The organism is Geothrix sp. (genome assembly GCF_030219325.1).
GTDB lineage: Bacteria > Acidobacteriota > Holophagae > Holophagales > Holophagaceae > Geothrix.
Genome location: NZ_CP126625.1, coordinates 957,723 through 975,672 on the forward strand (window position 1 = coordinate 957,723; position 17,950 = coordinate 975,672).

A 17,950-nucleotide genomic window follows, 5' to 3' on the forward strand; every position below is an offset into this window, starting at 1 on the left:
CGGGGCATCAGGCATCCCGATCCCGCCCTGCATCCAACGAGCCCCGGGAGAATCGGGACCTGTGTCCTGGCGCAGGCGGATCAGACCTTGCTGACGTTGGCGGCCTGGGGTCCTTTGGGACCCTGGACCACCTCGAAGCTGACGCGCTGCTTCTCCTCCAGCGAGCGAAAGCCCTTGGTTTGTACGGCGGAGTAGTGGACGAAGACATCGGCCCCACCCTCATCCGGGGTGATGAAGCCGAAGCCCTTCTCGGCGTTGAACCACTTCACGGTACCTTCGGACATGACTGTCTTCCTGGGGGCATGGCCCCGCTTGCCTGGGGGTTGATCGCGCGCTCCGCACCAGGCATGCGGACCACGGGGGCTTGAGCTCCGGAGAAAACAGGGATCCCCGACGGGAGTCCCCCCTCTTCACGGCTCTGAGGCTGATAAAGATGGCTGGTTGGAAGGGATTCTAGGGTGGGGGTTGACGGGCTTCAAGGGACAAAATGGGGTGTAGTTGCGGATCCAGGCATTACCACCAGCAGGACGGGGCACCCGGTCCAGCGAACTACCTGGCAAGTTCCCGAATGGCCCACTCCGCACCCTGGACCACCTGCGCCATCCTCCGGTAGTCGAGCTTCTCAGGCGTATCGCCTTCGGTGTGGTAGTCCCGATTCCGGTTGAAGGCGGTGTCCGTGATCATGACGGCGTGGTAGCCGCGATCCCAGTACGGGTGGTGGTCGGAGAAATCGACCCCAGGGATCCAGCGGGGACCGCTGAGGGAGCGGACCGGGAGCAGCGTGGCGGCCTGCATCGCGGACTTTATCCTGCGAGTCAGGCTGATATCGGAGAACCGCCCGACGATCGCAATGAAGTTGCCTCGGTCGGGGTACAGGAAGCTCAGCGGGAAGGGGATGTGCTGCGTATCCGGCCCGTCCTCGAAGCGGCCGATCATCTCCAGGGAGATCATGGCCCGGACCTCGGCCTTCTCGGTGGCCAGGCTCCTGGCGTGATGGGCGCTCCCCATGTCCTGGGTGCGGAAGAAGGGGGGTTCTTCCAGCGTGTAGGCCACCAGGTCCACGCGGCAGGCTGGCGGGTTCGATCCAAGGCGACGCGCCAATTCCAGGATCCCGGCGACGCCGCTGGCGTTGTCATCGGCCGCCGGGAGGTCACCGCAGGCATCGTAGTGGGCCCCGACCACGAGGCGCGGCCCGGATTCGGGACCGAAAGTGACGCCATAGTTCGTGTAGGTGCGACCCCGAGCCTCGAAGGTCTGCTTCCAGGCCCTGCCGCCCGATTGTTGGAAGGCCCCCTCGATGTATGCCCCAGCCTTCGCCAGCCCAGCCGGACTGCTCCAATCTCTCGGACGGCACTCCACGGCCAGGAATCGGACATGGGACTCCAACCTCTGCGGGTCCACTGTCCAGGCATTTTCACCGGTCCTGCGGGTGAGCACCGGTTGGGTAACGACACAGGAGATGGAGCCACTCAGTGCCACCAAGGCGATGCCCATTGCCGTCGCCAGTCGTCTCCTGAACCGCCGAGAGGCTGCGCGGTAGGTCGCGAGGAAATCGTCATTCATGGGGTTTGGTGTGTTCATGAGCGATCCCTGGGAACAGTGGTCTCGATCTCTTGAATGCGGCTTGTCCAAAATTTTGATCAATCTTCCTGCTGGATCTGCTTCGACGGGGAGCGTGGCCAACCTGGTGGTTTGAACGAATCAGCGGGTCCCCACTCGGAACCCACCATTCAGGCGCATTCCGAGTAACCCGCGAGGGTCGTCCGTTCTCTTCCGATCAATTCCCCTGCTGGATCTCTTTCGCGATGACCAGGCGTTGTATCTGGTTCGTTCCTTCATAGATCTGCAGCAGCTTGGCGTCGCGCATGCACTTCTCGACGAGGTAGTCGCGGCTGTAGCCGTTGCCGCCGAGGATCTGGACGGCATCGGTGCTGACTTCCATGGCGGTGTCGGTGGCGAAGGTCTTGGCGATGGCGCTCTGCTTGGAGTTCCTGATGCCGTTGTCGGTGAGCCAGGCGGCCTGCCAGGTGAGCAGGCGGCTGGCCTCGATCTTCTTGGCCATGTCCGCCAGCATGAAGCTGATGGCCTGGTTGGCGAAGATGGGCTGGCCGAACTGGACGCGGGTCTTCGCGTAGTCTAGGGCGATCTCGAAGGCGGCCCGCGCCACGCCCACGCCCCCGGCGGCCACGGCGGCGCGGGTCTGGTCCAGGGTCTTCATGGCGATGATGAAGCCCATGCCCTCCTTGCCGAGGATGTTCTCGGCGGGCACTTCGGCGTCGTTGAAGTAGAGCTCCACCTGGTTCGATGCGCGCTGGCCCATCTTGTCCATGGCCTTGCCCACCACCAGGCCCGGGGTGTCGCGGGGCACGATGATGCAGCTGGTGCCCCGGGCGCCCTTGCTGGGATCGGTGCTGGCGAAGAGGGCGTACCAGTCGGCATAGCCGCCGTTGGTGCAGTAGCACTTGGTGCCGTTGACGATGTACTTGTCGCCCTTCTTCTCGGCGCGGCAGCTCATGCCGCCAGCATCGGAACCGGCATTGGGCTCGGAGAGGGAGAAGGCCGCGAACTTGGGCTCCTCGGCCAGCATGCCCAGCCACTTCTTCTTCTGCTCGGGGCTCCCGGCGACCAGCACGGGGGTCATGGCCAGGCCGTTGGCCATGATGGAGGTGTAGAGGCCGGCACAGCCCCAGGCCAGTTCCTCGCAGACGATGGCCTCATCCACCTGGCTGGCGCCGGGCCCGCCACAGTCCTCGGGCACCAGGGCCTGCAGGTAGCCCTGGTCCCAGGCGGCCTTGTAGACGTCCACGGCCCACTCCCCGGTCTCGTCGTACTTGCGGGCCACGGGGCGCATGATCTTCTCGGCGAAGGTGTGGGCCCGTTCTTTCTCGGCCAGCTGTTCGGGGGAAAGGGTGAAACCAAGCATGCATGCCTCTTCAGGAAAAGGTGGGGAGGTGGCGATGGGGGAGGATCGGGACCCCCAGTCTAGCTTCCACGCCTCTCTGCGCCCAAGGCCGGTGTCCCTGACGCCGAGTAGGATGACGTCGGTCACATGGCGATCCGAGGGTAAACTTAGCGGTTGGAGTGCCCATGACCATCCGATTATCCGACCTGGGGAAGGCCGTCCTCGACACCGAGTACGCGGTGCGGGGGCCCATCGTGGCCCGGGCGGCCGAGCTTGAGAAGCTGGGGCGCGAGATCATCTACTGCAACATCGGCAACCCGCAGTCGCTGGGGCAGAAGGCGCTGACCTGGAATCGCCAGATCCTGGCCCTCTGCGAGTATCCGGAGCTCATGGAGCGGGCCCCGGGGGCCTTCCCGCCCGACGCGGTCGAGACCGCGAAGGCCATCCTCGCGGGAACTAAATACGGGCTCGGCGCCTACAGCGAGAGCCGCGGGGTGCGCTTCATCCGCGAGGCCGTGGCCGAGTTCATTCTCGAGCGCGACCACATCGGCGTGGATCCGGATGCCATCTTCCTGACCGACGGCGCCAGCAAGGGCGTGCAGACCATCCTGCGCCTGCTCATCGGCGGCCCCGGGGACGGCATCATGGTGCCCATCCCCCAGTACCCGCTCTATTCGGCCACCATCACGCTCTACGAAGGGCGCATGGTCCCCTACTTCCTGGATGAGGCCAACGGCTGGAAGCTGAGCCGCCCCATGCTGGAGGCCTCGCTCGCGCAGGCGAAGGCCGAGGGCACGGCGGTGAAGGCCATCTGCGTCATCAACCCCGGCAACCCCACTGGGGCGGTGCTCGACGAGGCCAACATTGCGATGATCATCGAGTTCGCGCAGGCCCACGGGCTCTCGATCCTGGCCGACGAGGTCTACCAGGAGAACATCTACCTGGCCGGCGACGAATTCACCTCCTTCGCGAAGGTGCTGCACCAGCTGGAGGCGAAGGACGTCTCCCTCTTCAGCTTCCACTCCTGCTCCAAGGGCTTCCTGGGCGAGTGCGGCGTGCGGGGCGGCTACTTCGAGTACCGGAACGTGCCCGACGAGGTGGCGGCGCAGATCCTGAAGCTCCAGAGCGTGAGCCTCTGCGCCAACCTGGCGGGCCAGGCCGCGACCTACGCCATGGTGCGGCCGCCGAAACCCGGCATGCCCTCCCATGCCCAGTATGCTGCGGAGCGGGGCGCCATCCTCGACACGCTCAAGCAGCGGGCCATCCTGCTGGCCGAGGGCCTGAACCGCGTGGAGGGCATCTCCTGCAACGTCATCGCGGGGGCCATGTACGCCTTCCCCAGCATCGTGCTGCCTCCCGGCCGGACCGACTTCGACTATGCCCTGGCCCTGCTGGAGCAGACGGGGATCTGTGTGGTGCCGGGCTCGGGCTTCGGCCAGGCCACAGGCACCGCCCACTTCCGCACCACCATCCTGCCGCCGACGGAGAAGATCCAGAAGGTGGTGCAGGCCCTTGGCGAATTCCACCGGAACTACCGTTGACCCTTTCAGGAGTCCCCATGCGTCCCGAGCATCCCATCGTCCTCATCACCGGCGCGTCCAGTGGCTTCGGTGCGGCCATGGCGCGCCTCCTGGCTGCCCAGGGCTGTCACCTGGCCCTGGGCGCCCGCCGCATCGAGCGCGTGCAGGCCCTGGCCGACGAGCTGGTGAAGGCCCACGGCATCAAGGCCTTCGCGGGCGCGGTGGATACCCGCGAGACGGCCAGCGTGAACGCCTTCGTCGAGGCGGCGGCCTCGGCCCTGGGCGGCCTGCACGTGCTCGTCGCCAATGCGGGTCTGGCCAGCGGCACCTACAAGATGTGGGAGACGCCGGACGAGGACCTCGAGGCCATGATGCGGACCAACATCGAAGGCGTGGTGAAGACCATCCGCGCGGGCATCCCCCACCTCCGCAAGGCAGGCTGGGGCCACGTGTTCTTCATCGGCTCCACGGCCGGCCACCAGCCCTACGAGGGAGGCAGCGTCTACTGCGCCTCGAAGTTCGGCGTGAAGGCCATGGCCCACAGCCTGCGCCTGGAGCTGAACGGCGAGCAGATCCGCGTGACCTCCGTGGATCCCGGCATGGCCGAGACGGAATTCTCGGACGTCCGCCTGAAGGATGGCGACAAGGCCAAGGCCGTCTACAAGGGCGTGAAGCCCCTCAGTGCGAACGATGTGGCCGAGTGCGTGCGGTGGTGCCTGATTCTGCCCGACCACGTGAACATCGACGAGATGCTCGTGAAGTGTCTCGACCAGGCCAGCGTGCACAAGCTGCATCGCAGGGCCTGATCAGTTCCGGCTCATCCTCAGCGCCAGCGGCAGCGCCGCGAGCATGGCCAGCGCGCCCAGGCCCCAGCCCAGTCGGTAGCCGTGGTGGCCGATGACCCAGCCGAGGCTGAAGCTGCCGAGGCCGATGCCCGCGTCGAAGGCGAAGAGCAGGGCGCCGAAGGCCGAGCCGCGCCGCTGGGGATCGACCGATTCCAGGAGCTTCGCATTGAGGAGGGTGTGCAGCATGCTGTACCCGGCGCCGTACAGCAGGGCCGCGGCGATGTGCCGCGCCATGCCGCCGGGTAGCAGCGCCAGCAGGGCCAGGCCGGTGAAGGCGCCCACCAGCATGCCGGGCAGCTTGCGGATGGGGCGCTTCCCGAAACCCCGCCGCAACATGGCGATCCGCATGAGCACCATGCCCACGGCCATGAAGGAGAGGAAGGCCGAGGGCAGGGCCATTCCCAGGGCCAGACCCTCCTGGGCCGTGTAGCTGCCGAGGGCGCCGTAGCCCAGGGCCACGCAGAACAGGATCAGGCAGGGCGTGAGGACGGCGGCGTTCGGCCACTTGAAGCCCTCCGCCCGGCCGTGGGGGTGGTCCGCGGGCAGGGTGGTGCCCAGAAGGCCCAGCAGGATGAAGAGGGCGGCCAGGTACCAGCCGATGGGCGCGAACCCCCCGTGCTGGAAGATCCACAGGCCCAGCAGCGGCCCCACGATGACGCCGCCCGGGCTGGCCAGACCGTAGAGGCTGAGGCCATCGGCCCGGCGGTCCTCCGGCAGCACGTGGGCCAGCGAGGCCATGGTGGCCGTAAGCAGGCCCGACCAGACGATGCCATGCGGAAAGGCCAGCAGGTAGAAGCCCCATCGCGAGGTCAGCAGGGCGTAGGCGCCCAGGAAGCAGGCGTAGAGCAGGGCGCAGATGACCACCAGCCGCCGGTGGCCCACCCGGTCACCCAGGGGGCCCGTGAAGAGTGCTCCGATGGCACTGCCTGCGGTGAAGAGGCTCATGAAGCGGCCGCTCTCGGCTAGGCTCGCGCCCAGCTCCCGCAGGCGCAGCGGCACTGTGGGGAAGAGCTGGAAGGCGGCAAAAAAGGTGACGAAGGTGAGCGCCCAGACCAGGGCAAAGCTGCGGGTGATGAGCCGCGTTCTGGGTACCGAAAGATCCGTCATCCCTCCAGGATGCCAGAGGGGACCGGCTCGGTTGTCATGGCGGCGCTCTTCCGGACGATGCGGCGGGCCACGGGGATGGAGAGGGCCATCAGGGTCGCCCCGATGGCCCAGCCCCACCGGAAATTGAGATGCTCCATGACCCAGCCCAGGCCCAGGGCGCCGAGAGCCGTGGCCGCGTCGAAGGCGAAGAAGAGGGCGCCCACCGCGGCTCCGGTGCGCTGGGGTGGCGTGGTGGCGAAGATGTTCATGATCAGCAGGGTGTGGACCATGCCGTAGCCCGCGCCGTAGATGAGTCCGGAGAGCAGGTGCCGGGCCATGCCGCCCGGCAGGAAGGCCAGCAGGCCATAGCCGGAGGCGGCCAGGGCGATCATGTACGGCAGCAGGGCCACGGGGCGCCGCCCCATGCCCGTCAGCCCCAGCAGGCCCCGGATGGCCATCATGCCCAGGGCGAAGCAGGTGAGAAAGGTCGAGGGCCAGGCCATTCCCAGCGCCTTCGCCTCCTGGGCGCTGTACGGGGGCATGGGGCCGAAGCCCAGGCCCACCAGCATCATCACGGCCACCGTCCCCCACACGGCCCGGTCGGGCCACTGGAACAGCGCCGTGGCCTGGATCTCGCGCGGGGCCTCCCGGGGCAGGGCGCCGATGAGCCCGTGCAGCACCGCGAACACGCCCGCCAGCAGGATCAGCATCCAGGCGAAGCCCAGGTGCGGCATCAGCCACAGGCCCACCAGGGGACCCACGGCCACCCCGCCGGGCCCGGTCAGGCCGAAGAACGACAGCCCCTGGGCCCGGTGTTCGAGGGGCAGGATGCCGCCCACCTTGGCGATGGAGGCGGTTCGCAGCGCCGACCAGAGCACGCCGTGGAGGGGCGCGAGCAGGTAGAACACCCAGCGCACCTTGAGGAAGCCGTACACCACCAGGATGGCCACCAGGGCCAGCGAGGCCACGCGCAGCACCCGTCGCTGCCCGAGCCGGTCGCCCAGGGGCCCCGTGAACAGCGAGCCGAAGCCCGAGCCCAGCATGAAAGCCGTCTGGAACCGCCCGCTCTCGGCGAGACTCGCGCCCAGGTCGCGCAGGTGCAGGGGCACCACCGGGAAGAGCTGGTACCCGGCCGCGAACACGAGGAAGTAGAACGCGCACAGGATGACGAAAGGCGCCGTCAGGAACCCGCTGCGCCTCGATGTCTCCGCGTCCGCCATCGTTTCAGGATCGCATATGCTGGAGGCCCATCGAGGCCTTCATGCGGATCATCTGCCTGCTCTTCGCAATGTTGCAAGGTCTCATGGCGCAGCCGTTGACGATGCTGCCGAAGCAGGCCCTGGTGCCCTGCGGGCAGACGCTGCAGCTGCGGATCCCCGGACAGGACCCCAAGGCGTTCCGCTGGCAGGCGGACCGCGGAACGGTCGACGAGTCCGGCCTGTTCACGGCCCCCGGGCAGTACGGCCCCTGCCGGATCAACGCCACCGACTGGCAGGATGTCAACCGCACCGTCTCCGTCGAGATCCGGGCCGTGGAGATCCGCCTGCAGTCCAGCCCCGAACTGGTGCTCAAGCCCCGCGAGGAGGGACGCATCCAGGTGGAACTGGCCTTTCGGGGCGGGGAGCTGGACCGAAAACTGCTGTGGGCCTACGGAAAGCGCCAGTCCGAAGACGACGCGGCCGGGGCGGCCCCGCCCATGCCCCACGAGGGCCGGGTGGACGCCACGGGCTGGGTCCGCGCTCCTTCCGAGGAGGGTGTCTATCCGGTGGAGATCGTTCTCGCGACCGACCCCCGCATCCGCACCGTCACGCTCCTCCGGGTGTTTCGGCCCCGGCCGGGGCGGGTGAACCCGCAAGGAGATCCCGTCTCGGTGCGGGTGCAGCCGGACAAATCCGAATGCAGGGCCGGAGAGCATCAGTCCTTCAGTGCCACGGTCATCGGGGCGGACCTGGAGCTGGTGGCCTGGAGCATCGCCGCAGGGCCGAAGGATGGCGAGCTCGATCCGCAGGGTGTCTTCCGGACACCACAACCGGGCAAATACAGGATCCGGGCCACCAGCATCGCCTATCCCGAGTGCTGGGCCGAGGCCGAGGTGACAGTCGAGTCCTCGGTGAAGTCGGTGAAAGAGGAAGAAGCGACCAAGGCCAACCGCCTGGGCATCACCATTGTTCCCGGGCCCCGGCAGACCTACGTGATCCTGGGCGGCTGGGACGGCGAGCAGATATCCGGCGAGGTGCTCCTGCACGATTCCATGGCCGGCACTTTCCAGCCCTGCGGGGCCCTGCAGGTCCCCCGGGCCCGGTCCCTGGCGGTCCCACTTTCCGACGGCACCGTCCTGGTGGTGGGCGGAATCGGGGGGAAGGGCAGCACACCGTTGCGCGACGCGGAGCGCCTGGATCCGGAGCGCAAGGTGTCCTGGCGCGTGGGCGCCCCGAAGTGGTTCCACATCGGAGGCCTCCTGCAGCCGCTGCCCGGGGGCAGCGCCCTGCTGCTGGGGGGGCACGAACCCCAGGGCCAGCCCTGTGGCGCCGAGGTGTTCGACCCGGCCACCGCCGCCTTCCGGACCGTGGACGAACGGCCCTGGCCCGTCCACGCGGCCTCGGTCCGGCTCAAGGATGGCCGAGTGCTGATCCTTGGCGGTGAACTGAACCAGAAGCCCGTCGCGGTGCTGTGGAGCTTCGATCCGGGCAAGGGCACCTTCACGCCCTTCGGCAAGCTCGCGCAGGCCCGTTCCCGCTTCACGGCGACCCTGCTGTGGGACGAGAAGGAACTGGTGGCGATCGGCGGCAGGGGCGCCCAGGGCGCGCTGGCCACGGCCGAGCGCATCGACCTCGCCAAGGGACTTTCGAGTCCCGCGGGGAGGATGCCCGCCCCGCGGGAGCGTCATGCGGCGATCCTCATTCCCACCGGTCAGATCCTCGTCTTCGGCGGGGGCGACGGCCCGCGGGCCTCGAAGACGATGGAGGATTGGAATCCCGATTCCGGCACCTTCCAGGTCCGGAGCCAGATGGGCATCGGGGTCTGGTTGCCCGTGTTGTTCCTCAACCTCGATGGCGGCGTGTTCGTCCAGGGGCTGCCCGAGGACAACCTGGCCAAGAACCCGCTGCCCGGCATCTGGCGCCTCTGGGACTGACCCTCGGCCGGGATCTCCGGGCCATGAGAAGCTGAAGCCACCCCATCCAAGGCAGGCATCATGCAACTCGACCAGTTCCGATCCGAATCCGAACGCATCAAGAAGGGCGGCGCCGCCAAGGCCCATGAGAAGAACGCCGAGGCCGGCAAGCTCTTCGCCCGCGAGCGCATCCGCCTGCTGGTGGACGAAGGCAGTTTCGTGGAGGACGGCCTTTTCGCCAACGCCCTGCACAAGGACCTGCCCGCCGACGGCGTCATCACGGGCACGGCCACGGTGGATGGGCGTCCGGTGGCGCTCATGGCCAATGACAGCACCATCAAGGCCGGCAGCTGGGGCGCCCGCACGGTGGAAAAGATCATTCGCATCCAGGAAGTGGCCATGCGCCTGAAGGTCCCCATGCTCTACCTGGTGGACAGCGCCGGGGCGCGCATCACTGACCAGCTCGACATGTTCCCGGGTCGACGCCACGCCGGCACGATCTTCCACATGGAGGTGGCGCTGTCGGGCCTGGTGCCCCAGGTCTGCCTGCTCTTCGGGCCCTCGGCCGCGGGCGGCGCCTACATCCCCGCCTTCTGCGATGTCGTGATCATGGTGGAGGGCAACGCGAGCATGTACCTGGGCTCGCCCCGCATGGCGGAGATGGTCATCGGGGAGAAGATCTCGCTGGAAGACCTCGGCGGCGCCCGCATGCACTGCTCCGTGAGCGGCTGCGGCGACTTCCTCTGCAAGACCGAGCAGGAGGCCATCGCCCTGTGCCGGCAGTACCTGGGATTCTTCCCCCAGCACTGCGAGGACGCGCTACCGACCGCCGAACCCAAGCCCGTATCCGCCAAGGCGAAGGACCTGACCACACTGGTGCCGACGGACATCATGGCCCCCTTCCAGATGAAGGACTTCATCGAAGGCCTGGTGGATGAGGGCAGCTTCCTCGAGGTGAAGAAGCTCTTTGCGGGGGAAATCATCACGGGTCTGGCGCGGCTGGACGGCAAGCCCGTGGGCATCCTGGCCAACCAGCCCCGCGTGAAGGGCGGCGTGCTCTTCGTGGACAGCGCGGACAAGGCCACGCGGTTCATGACCCTCTGCGACGCTTTTGGCATTCCCCTCGTGTTCCTCAGCGACGTGCCGGGCTTCATGATCGGCAGCGCCGTGGAGAAGCAGGGCATCATCCGCCACGGGGCCAAGATGATCAGCGCCATGGCCAGCTGCAGCACGCCGCGCATCTGCGTGGTGGTGCGCAAGGCCTACGGTGCGGGCCTCTATGCCATGAGCGGCCCGGGTTTCGACCCCGACGCCACCCTTGCCCTGCCCACGGCCAGCATCGCAGTCATGGGCGCCGAGGCTGCGGTGAACGCCGTCTTCGCCAACAAGATCGCCGAGAAGCCCGAGGAGGAGCGCGCGGCCTACGTCCAGCAGCTGCGCGACGAGTACAACGAGGACATCAACCTGAAGAAGCTGGGGGCGGATCTGCACGTGGATGCCATCGTGGATCCCGCGGACCTGCGCGGCGAACTCGTCACCCGGCTGGCCCGCGCCCGCCGCCGGGAGGTCTGGCCCGCCAAGCGCCGCCCGGTTACGCCGGTCTGAGGCCTGGGCATTGACCCCTGGCCGGCGGCCGGGCGCATAATGACCCCCTTGAGTCCTGGAGCGACCATGCGTGCCCTGAAGCCCCTCCTCGTAGCCTCTGCGGCCCTCCTGGTCGGCTGCGGGTTCAACGACATCAGCGTGTCCATCGCCCCGCGGGAGGCCACGGTGAATGCCAATGCCCAGTTCCAGTTCACGGCCGGTGTGGGCAGCGCGGGGAACAAGACCGTGTCGTGGTCGGCCTCGGATGGAACGGTGACGGACAAGGGCCTCTTCACGGCTCCTGAGGTCGGGGGCGTCTGCTACGTGACGGCGACCAGCTCCGCCGACCCCAGCAAGAGCGCCGTGGCCACGGTCATGGTGGTGGCCCCCGTGGCGGTCACCCCCAGCCAGGTCACCATCGTCCCCGGAGGCACTCAGACCTTCACCGCCGTCATCACGGCCACCGGGGACACGAACGTGACCTGGTCCGTGCTGGATGGCGCGGCCGGAGGCACCATCACCGCCACGGGCGACTACACGGCCCCGGCCGTAGCGGGCACCTATCGCGTGGTGGCCACCAGCGTGGCGGATCCCACGGTGTTCGGCATCGCCATCGTGAAGGTGGATCCGGCCATCTGATCCGCTGGCCGGAGGGTTGAATCACGCATTCCAGGAGGCAGGCATGTTCCGTCGCGTGGAGGACTTCAAGACCATCTGGCAGCAGGAGGCTGAGAAGACCCTGGCGGTCTTCGGGGCCATTCCTGACGCCGCGGCCCACCAGGCGGTGGACTCCCAGCACCGCGACCTGCGGCGCATCGCCTGGCATCTGGTGGAGACCGTCCTGGAGCTGCCGCAGAACCTGGGCCTCAAGGTGAAGGGGCCTGTCGGGCTGGGTCCCGATGGCTTCATCGCCACGCCACCGCCGCCCACCATGGCCGAGATCGCCGCCACCTACCGCGCCGTGAGCGATTCCCTGCTGGATCACATGGGCAGCTGGAGCAACACCGAGCTGGGCCGCAACTTCACCCTCTACGGGGAGACCTGGACCGGCGCCTTCGCCCTGTATGTCCTCGTCAGCCACCAGACCCACCACCGCGGCCAGATGACCGTCCTCCTGCGCCAGGCGGGCCTGCACGTGCCCAGCACCTATGGCCCCACCAAGGAGGGCTGGGCGGAGTTCGGGCTCGAAGCTCCTCGCGTCTGAGTCGGTAGGGCTATGCTGGGTGGCCATGCTCTGGAGGCCCCATGCCCTGCCGTGCCCTGCTGCTTTGCCTCGCCACGCTCTGCCTGCAGGCGGGATCGCCCCCGTTCCAAAAGGCCGGCAAGGGCCCCGGCATCCTGCTGATCCACGGCTTCGGCGGGAACAAGGAGGTCTGGGCCGGGGTGGCTGCCGAGCTGGCCCAGGACCATACGGTGCTGAGCGTGGACCTTCCCGGCAGTGGGGGGACACCGGGCCCGGTGGTGGTGGAGGGGCGCGCAGACTTTGGGGCCGTGGCGAAGGATCTGGCCGCCCTGGTCCGCAAAGAGGGACTCGCTCCCTGCCTGGTGGTGGGCCATTCCATGGGCGGCCCCATCGCCGCGCGGGCGGCGCTTGAGGACCCCGGGGCCTTCCGGGGCCTGATCCTGGTGGACAGCTTCCTGGGCGCCCTTCCGGCGGCCTACATGGAACCCACCATCACGGGCCTGGAGGCGGACCCCGCCCTGACCCTTGCGGTGTTCATGGGCCACGTCAGCGCCGGGCCCGCGCAGAACGAGCGGGTGGTGGCCGAGGCCCTGCGCGTGCCCGTGGCGGTCCTGCAGGCCTACCTGCGGGGCATGACGCTGGATCCACTGGCGGCCCGGCAGGGCGAGCTGCGCCTTCCGGTCCTGCAACTGGCGGCGGGCCGCCGCGAAACCGATCCGGCCCGGGAGGCCGCGACCCTCGCCCAGTTCGGCTTCAAGGGGCTGCCGGCCTTCCGCATGATCCACTTTCCCGGCGCCAGGCACTGGATCATGTGGGACGCGCCCGAAGCCTTCCTGGTCGCCGTCCGCGCCTTCGAGGCCGGGCTGGGGCGCTGAAGACCACCAGCGCCCCGCCACCTAGAACCGGAACCGCGCCTCCGCAGAGTAGCTGGGCCCCGCGGCGGGATAGCCGTCGATGATCGAGGCATCGTTCTGGCCTTCCCGCGCCCGGGCCACCCACGCGGCGGCATCGGTGGTGGGCTGGAGCAGGTGCTCGCCGCGCAGAACAATAGTCCAATGCCTGCCTGCCTTCACCGTGGTGGACATGCCGACATCCCGATAGACCACCTGGGTGGCGCGGACCGTGGGCGGCAGGCCGTTGGCCCGGGCGCCACCGCCTTCGCTGTCCCCGGCCGCAGCGTACTGGTGGCCCTGCAGCGTGTAGTGGACCTCGGCCCGCACCCGGCTCCAGCCCATGAAGCCCTTCAGGCCGTGGGAGGAGAAGGGGCGCCGCTGGGAGGCCAGGGTGCTGAGCGCCTGACCCTCGGGGGCGTTGAGGTCCCGGGCCTCCTGGGCCCGGACGAAGCCTTCGAGCCCGGCTTTCTGCGCCGTGCGCCAGCCGAAGGCGGCCTCGGTGCCCCGCACCCGCACCCGATCCTGGTTCGCGTAGGACTGGCCGTCGAAGGCGAGGAGGTCCTTGCCCGACTGCTGCTGGCTTTCGAGCCGGCCGTACCAGTTGCCCTGGCCCCAGCCGAGCCCGATCTGCACGAAGGTGGATTGCTCCATGCGGAGCGGCGCGGCGGTGGGCACCAGGCTGTTGCGCAGCTGCTGGAGTACCGTGGGGGCCGTGCGTGCCCCGCCCAGGGCAGAGTAGATCCGCAGGCCGTGGGCCAGCTCCTGGTTGAGGCCCAGGCGCAGCATGTGGCCCGAGGCGTCGAGCACCTCCGTATCGGTGCCGCCGACCAGAAGGGACTGCCGGTCCCGGGTGCCTCGCGCCGTTCCCAGGAGGCGCAGGCCCGGCCTGGGCTCGAAGCGCCACTCGACGCCGAGTCCCAGCTGGCGGCCCTTGGCGGAGCCCAGCACCAGCGGGTTCTCGTCCCCGTCCTGGCGGACCTCCTGGCCCTCGAGACGCAGGCTGAGGTCCGAGCGGGCCCCGGTCGCCCAGTGCAGGGACGACTGGAAGCGGGTCTCGCGGCCTTCGAATGGGCTGGGCTGGGAGGTGCCCTGCGGAGCCTGCTCGTGCCGGAACCGGGCGAGACCGAGCGTGGTCTCCAGCTGCAATCCCGGTACCAGGTCCCAGTCCACGCGGAGCTGGCCGGCGTCGCTGCGCTGGCGGCTTTCGCGGGCCGCATCGTAGACGCGGGTGGTCTCGGTGACCTGCTGGTAGGGCTCGGGCACACCGAAGAAGGTGCCCCGCCAGGCCAGGGTCCAGAGGGCGGAGCCCCACTTCTGGCCCAGCCCCAGGAAGTTGGTGACCATGCGGAAGGGGCGGTCCGTTTCGGTGGTCTGTTTCTCCTGGGCGCTGAGGTTGCCCCCGCTCAGGTAGCCACCCTCCCAGGCGAAGCCCGGCGAGGTGGTGCTCTGGCCCTGGCCGTTGCTGCCGCCGAGACCGCCGAGGTCGCCCGACAGGCCCGGTTTATCGGGCCGCCCCGTGAACAGGGCGATGGCGCCGCCCTGGCTGCCAGAGGCGGTGATCACTTCGATGCGCGTGATCCCCAGCAGGGGCACCTCGTTGAGGTTCTGGCCCAGCCGGCCCGGATCCATGCGTGGAACACCATCCATCAGCACCACCGTGTCCTGGGGGCGGCCGCCACCCAGGTAGCTGCGTGAGGGCAGGCCGGGGCCGCCCTGGCTCTGGACCTGGGAGGGCAGCTCGCGCAGGAGGAATTCCCCCAGGGTGCGGGCGCCGGAGCGCTGGATGTCGTCCTCATCGAAGACCCGCACCTGACCCGGCGTCCGGCTCAGGGCCACGGGGCGCGACTCTGCCGCCCAGGACTCCAGGGGCTTCCTGGCATCGGGATCCACCGGAGGTGCCTGCTCCTGGGCAGCGAGGGCCAGGGACAGGGTGGAAAGCAGCAGGCGCGCGACGGTCGTTGCCGCGGTCAGGACAGTCATGGGGGCTCCGGGATCAGGCTGGGGTTCCCCCATTGAAGCAGGGCCGGGGTATCCCGGTGCGGCGAATGGGGCCTCGACGACCAGGTGGGGCCTTGCCTAAACCTCATGGGGATTGGCATCGTAAGGTGATATGCACACCCAACCGTGAGGAGGATCCGTATGCCTTGTCGTTCGCGCATGACCGCGCTCCTGTCCCTGCTCTGCCTGAGCCTGGCGGCCCAGACGGCACCCAATGGAGGCAAGGCGCCCTCCGCTCCCGCCACGCCGCCGCCGGTCGCCCCGGTTCCGGGAGCCCTGAAGCCCTTCGCCGAGGTCATCAAGGACGCCAAGGAACAGAAGGGCCTCTTCACCCTCTGGACCAAGGAGGACAAGGTCTGGATCGAGGTGAAGCCCGACCAGCTCGATGCGCCCTTCTTCTTCGCCATCAGCAGCACCCGGGGCACGGGAGAGCGGGGACTCTACGGCGGCATGATGGACGACAGCTTCCTCGCCAGCTTCCGCCGCGTGGGGAACACCCTGCAGATGCTGGCCAAGAACACCACCTTCATGGCCCCGGCCGGCACGCCGGCAGCGCGGGCCGTGGCCGAGGGCTTCACGGACAGCCTGCTCGCCAGCGCCCCCGTGCTCAGCCAGCCCCACCCGGAGCGGAAGTCCTTCCTGGTGGAAGCCAACGCCCTGCTGCTGAGGGACATTCCCATGGGGGCCACGCGGCTGGAGGCCACCTATCGCCAGCCCTATGGTTTCGATCCGTCCAACAGCTTCTTCGAGAAGGTTCGCAGCACCGAGGACCAGGCCGCCTTCCGCGTCCAGGCCCACTACAGCCTGCAGCGCATCATGCTGCCGCCCCTGATGATGCCGGGCGCCCCGCCCATGCCCTCCGTGCCACCTCCGGGCACGCTGGAGGACATGCGCAGCCTCTTCCTGGGCTGGCACTTCTCGTTCGCCAAGCTGCCCGAGCAGCCCATGGCGCCCCGCCTCGCGGATGACCGGGTCGGCTACTTCACCTCCACCCGCTGGGACTTCGGCGACGACACCCGCGTCGATCCCCAGGTCCACTACGTCCACCGCTGGCGCCTGGAGAAGAAGGATCCCGCCGCGGCGCTGTCCGAGCCCAAGCAGCCCATCGTGTTCTGGCTGGACCGCAACATCCCGGAGAAGTACCGGCCGGCCATCACCGAAGGCGTGCTCATCTGGAACAAGGCCTTCGAGAAGCAGGGCTTCAAGGATGCCGTGCAGGTGAAGGTGCAGCCTGAGGACGCCGATTGGGACACTCACGATGCCCGCCACGCCTCCCTGCGCTGGCTCACGGGCACCGACATCGGCTTCGCCATCGGGCCCAGCCAGGTGGATCCCCGCACCGGCGAGATCCTCGACGCGGACATCGGCATCGGCGAAGTCTGGGCCCGGGGCACCCGCACCGACGCCCGCGAGGTCCTGCCGCCCAAGGCCCAGGAGGGCTTCGCCTTCCGGCACGACCACGACCTCTGCGTCTATGCGGCGGAGGCCCACCAGGAGATGGGCTTCGCGCTGGACCTGCTGGAGTCCCGCGGGGAGATCGCCCCCGGCAGCCCCGAGGAGGATGCCTACGTGGCCGCGGTGCTCAAGGACGTGATCACCCACGAGGTGGGCCACACCCTGGGCCTGCGCCACAACTTCCGGGCCTCGACCATCCACTCCCTGGAGCAGATCTCGAACCCCGAGTTCACCAAGGTCAACGGCCTGACCGGCTCGGTCATGGACTACAACGCCCTGAACCTCGCCCTCAAGGGCCAGCCCCAGGGTGAGTACGTGATGAGCACGCTCGGGCCCTACGACCACTGGGCCATCGAGTACGGCTACAAGACCCTGGCCCCGGCCGATGAGAAGGCCGGCCTGGCCAAGATCGCCGCGCGCAGCTCGGAGCCGCAGCTGGCCTACGGCACCGATGAGGAGGCCCTGGGCTTCATGGGCCTCGAGGGCATGGACCCCGAAGTGAACCGCCGGGATCTGGGCTCGGATCCGCTGGCCTTCTACCAGAAGCGTCTGAGCCTCTCGAAGGAACTGTGGGAGCGCCTGCAGGCCAAGACCCTCCCGGATGGCGAAGGCTACCAGTCCCTGCGCCGGGGCCTGCTCCGCGCACTGGGCCAGGTGGGCCTCTCGGCCAACCTGAGCGCCAAGTACATCGGCGGCGTGGTCCACCTGCGTGATCACGCGGGCTCCGGTCGGGCGCCCTTCACGCCCGTTCCCGCGGCGCGTCAGCGCCAGGCCCTGAAGCTGCTGGAAACCGGGATCTTCTCGGTGGAGGCCTTCAAATTCAAGCCCGAGTTTCTGGCCCGGCTCACCACGGACCGGTTCAACGGTCCGCTGAATGCCGATCCCTCCCCCGCCCAGTGGGTGCTCCGCACCCAGACCCAGGTGCTGGCCCAGGTCTTCCACCCGGCCGTGGCCCAGCGGATCCTCGACATGCCGGACAAACTGGCGAACCCCAAGGAGGCCTTCCGCCTCTCCGAACTCTACGACACGCTGCAGACCGCCATCTGGAGTGAGCTGAAGAGCGGGCGCGAGGTCTCCGTGATGCGCCGCAACCTCCAGCGGGAGCACCTCCGCCAGCTGAGCGGCCAGGTCATCCGGGCCAATCCGCTCACCCCCGCGGATTCCCGGGCCCTGGCCCGGGAGGCCCTGCGCTCCCTGCAGGCCCAGCTCAAGGCCGCCCCGGCCAAGCCCGGCTTCAGCAAGGAGACCAGGGCCCACTTCGCCGACTGCCTCGCCGTCGTCGATGAAAGCCTCAAGGCCAGCCTGCAGCGCATGTCGCTCTAGGGCCTTCCGTACACACAACGCCCCGGGAGGAATTCCTTCCGGGGCGTTG

General features: G+C 68.6%; 14 protein-coding genes. 8 read left to right on the forward strand and 6 right to left on the reverse strand.

Annotated features, from left to right (window positions below; translation table 11 throughout):
- Window positions 1-80: 80 nt before the first annotated feature.
- The 3 genes from QOZ81_RS04230 to QOZ81_RS04240 form a co-directional block, all read right to left on the reverse strand.
- Window positions 81-284 carry a cold-shock protein gene (locus tag QOZ81_RS04230; RefSeq protein WP_291201156.1) on the reverse strand — a complete coding sequence of 68 codons (204 nt, stop codon included), beginning with the start codon at window positions 282-284 and terminating at the stop codon, window positions 81-83.
- Window positions 285-549: 265 nt separating this feature from the next.
- Window positions 550-1,386, reverse strand: a complete 837-nt coding sequence (locus QOZ81_RS04235; protein ID WP_291201153.1) for a M28 family peptidase — start codon at window positions 1,384-1,386, stop codon at window positions 550-552.
- 391 nt (window positions 1,387-1,777) lie between these two features.
- On the reverse strand, window positions 1,778-2,923 hold the full coding sequence (locus QOZ81_RS04240) for an acyl-CoA dehydrogenase family protein (RefSeq protein WP_291201150.1): 1,146 nt from the start codon (window positions 2,921-2,923) through the stop codon (window positions 1,778-1,780).
- A gap of 164 nt (window positions 2,924-3,087) precedes the next feature.
- Here QOZ81_RS04240 and QOZ81_RS04245 point away from each other — a divergent pair, with 164 nt between their 5' ends.
- Window positions 3,088-4,443, forward strand: a complete 1,356-nt coding sequence (locus QOZ81_RS04245) for an aminotransferase class I/II-fold pyridoxal phosphate-dependent enzyme (RefSeq protein WP_291201146.1) — start codon at window positions 3,088-3,090, stop codon at window positions 4,441-4,443.
- Window positions 4,444-4,460: 17 nt separating this feature from the next.
- Window positions 4,461-5,228 carry an SDR family NAD(P)-dependent oxidoreductase gene (locus QOZ81_RS04250; RefSeq protein ID WP_291201143.1) on the forward strand — a complete coding sequence of 256 codons (768 nt, stop codon included), beginning with the start codon at window positions 4,461-4,463 and terminating at the stop codon, window positions 5,226-5,228.
- On the opposite strand, the gene QOZ81_RS04255 is transcribed toward QOZ81_RS04250, so the two are convergent.
- Together QOZ81_RS04255 and QOZ81_RS04260 are read right to left on the reverse strand one after the other, a co-directional pair.
- Window positions 5,229-6,374, reverse strand: coding sequence for an MFS transporter (locus QOZ81_RS04255; RefSeq protein ID WP_291201140.1), 1,146 nt, complete (start codon window positions 6,372-6,374; stop codon window positions 5,229-5,231).
- Window positions 6,371-7,573, reverse strand: coding sequence for an MFS transporter (locus tag QOZ81_RS04260; protein ID WP_291201138.1), 1,203 nt, complete (start codon window positions 7,571-7,573; stop codon window positions 6,371-6,373). Before QOZ81_RS04260 ends, QOZ81_RS04255 begins: the two co-directional genes overlap by 4 nt.
- A 41-nt stretch (window positions 7,574-7,614) precedes the next feature.
- Here QOZ81_RS04260 and QOZ81_RS04265 point away from each other — a divergent pair, with 41 nt between their 5' ends.
- The 5 genes from QOZ81_RS04265 to QOZ81_RS04285 all read left to right on the forward strand — a co-directional run bounded on the left by QOZ81_RS04265 (window position 7,615) and on the right by QOZ81_RS04285 (window position 13,107).
- The gene (locus QOZ81_RS04265; RefSeq protein ID WP_291201136.1) at window positions 7,615-9,486 is read left to right on the forward strand and encodes a Kelch repeat-containing protein; all 1,872 of its coding nucleotides are present in this window, start codon (window positions 7,615-7,617) and stop codon (window positions 9,484-9,486) included.
- Between the two features lie 60 nt (window positions 9,487-9,546).
- Window positions 9,547-11,070 (forward strand): acyl-CoA carboxylase subunit beta, encoded by a 1,524-nt coding sequence (locus QOZ81_RS04270; RefSeq protein ID WP_291201134.1) that lies wholly within the window; start codon window positions 9,547-9,549, stop codon window positions 11,068-11,070.
- Between the two features lie 66 nt (window positions 11,071-11,136).
- Window positions 11,137-11,688, forward strand: coding sequence for an Ig-like domain-containing protein (locus QOZ81_RS04275; protein ID WP_291201132.1), 552 nt, complete (start codon window positions 11,137-11,139; stop codon window positions 11,686-11,688).
- A 43-nt stretch (window positions 11,689-11,731) separates the two neighbouring features.
- On the forward strand, window positions 11,732-12,253 hold the full coding sequence (locus tag QOZ81_RS04280) for a DinB family protein (protein WP_291201130.1): 522 nt from the start codon (window positions 11,732-11,734) through the stop codon (window positions 12,251-12,253).
- Window positions 12,254-12,294: 41 nt separating this feature from the next.
- Window positions 12,295-13,107 (forward strand): alpha/beta fold hydrolase, encoded by an 813-nt coding sequence (locus tag QOZ81_RS04285; protein ID WP_291201128.1) that lies wholly within the window; start codon window positions 12,295-12,297, stop codon window positions 13,105-13,107.
- 21 nt (window positions 13,108-13,128) lie between these two features.
- On the opposite strand, the gene QOZ81_RS04290 is transcribed toward QOZ81_RS04285, so the two are convergent.
- The gene (locus QOZ81_RS04290; protein ID WP_291201126.1) at window positions 13,129-15,105 is read right to left on the reverse strand and encodes a TonB-dependent receptor plug domain-containing protein; all 1,977 of its coding nucleotides are present in this window, start codon (window positions 15,103-15,105) and stop codon (window positions 13,129-13,131) included.
- A 159-nt stretch (window positions 15,106-15,264) separates the two neighbouring features.
- Here QOZ81_RS04290 and QOZ81_RS04295 point away from each other — a divergent pair, with 159 nt between their 5' ends.
- Window positions 15,265-17,901 (forward strand): zinc-dependent metalloprotease, encoded by a 2,637-nt coding sequence (locus QOZ81_RS04295; RefSeq protein ID WP_291201123.1) that lies wholly within the window; start codon window positions 15,265-15,267, stop codon window positions 17,899-17,901.
- Window positions 17,902-17,950: the final 49 nt, after the last annotated feature.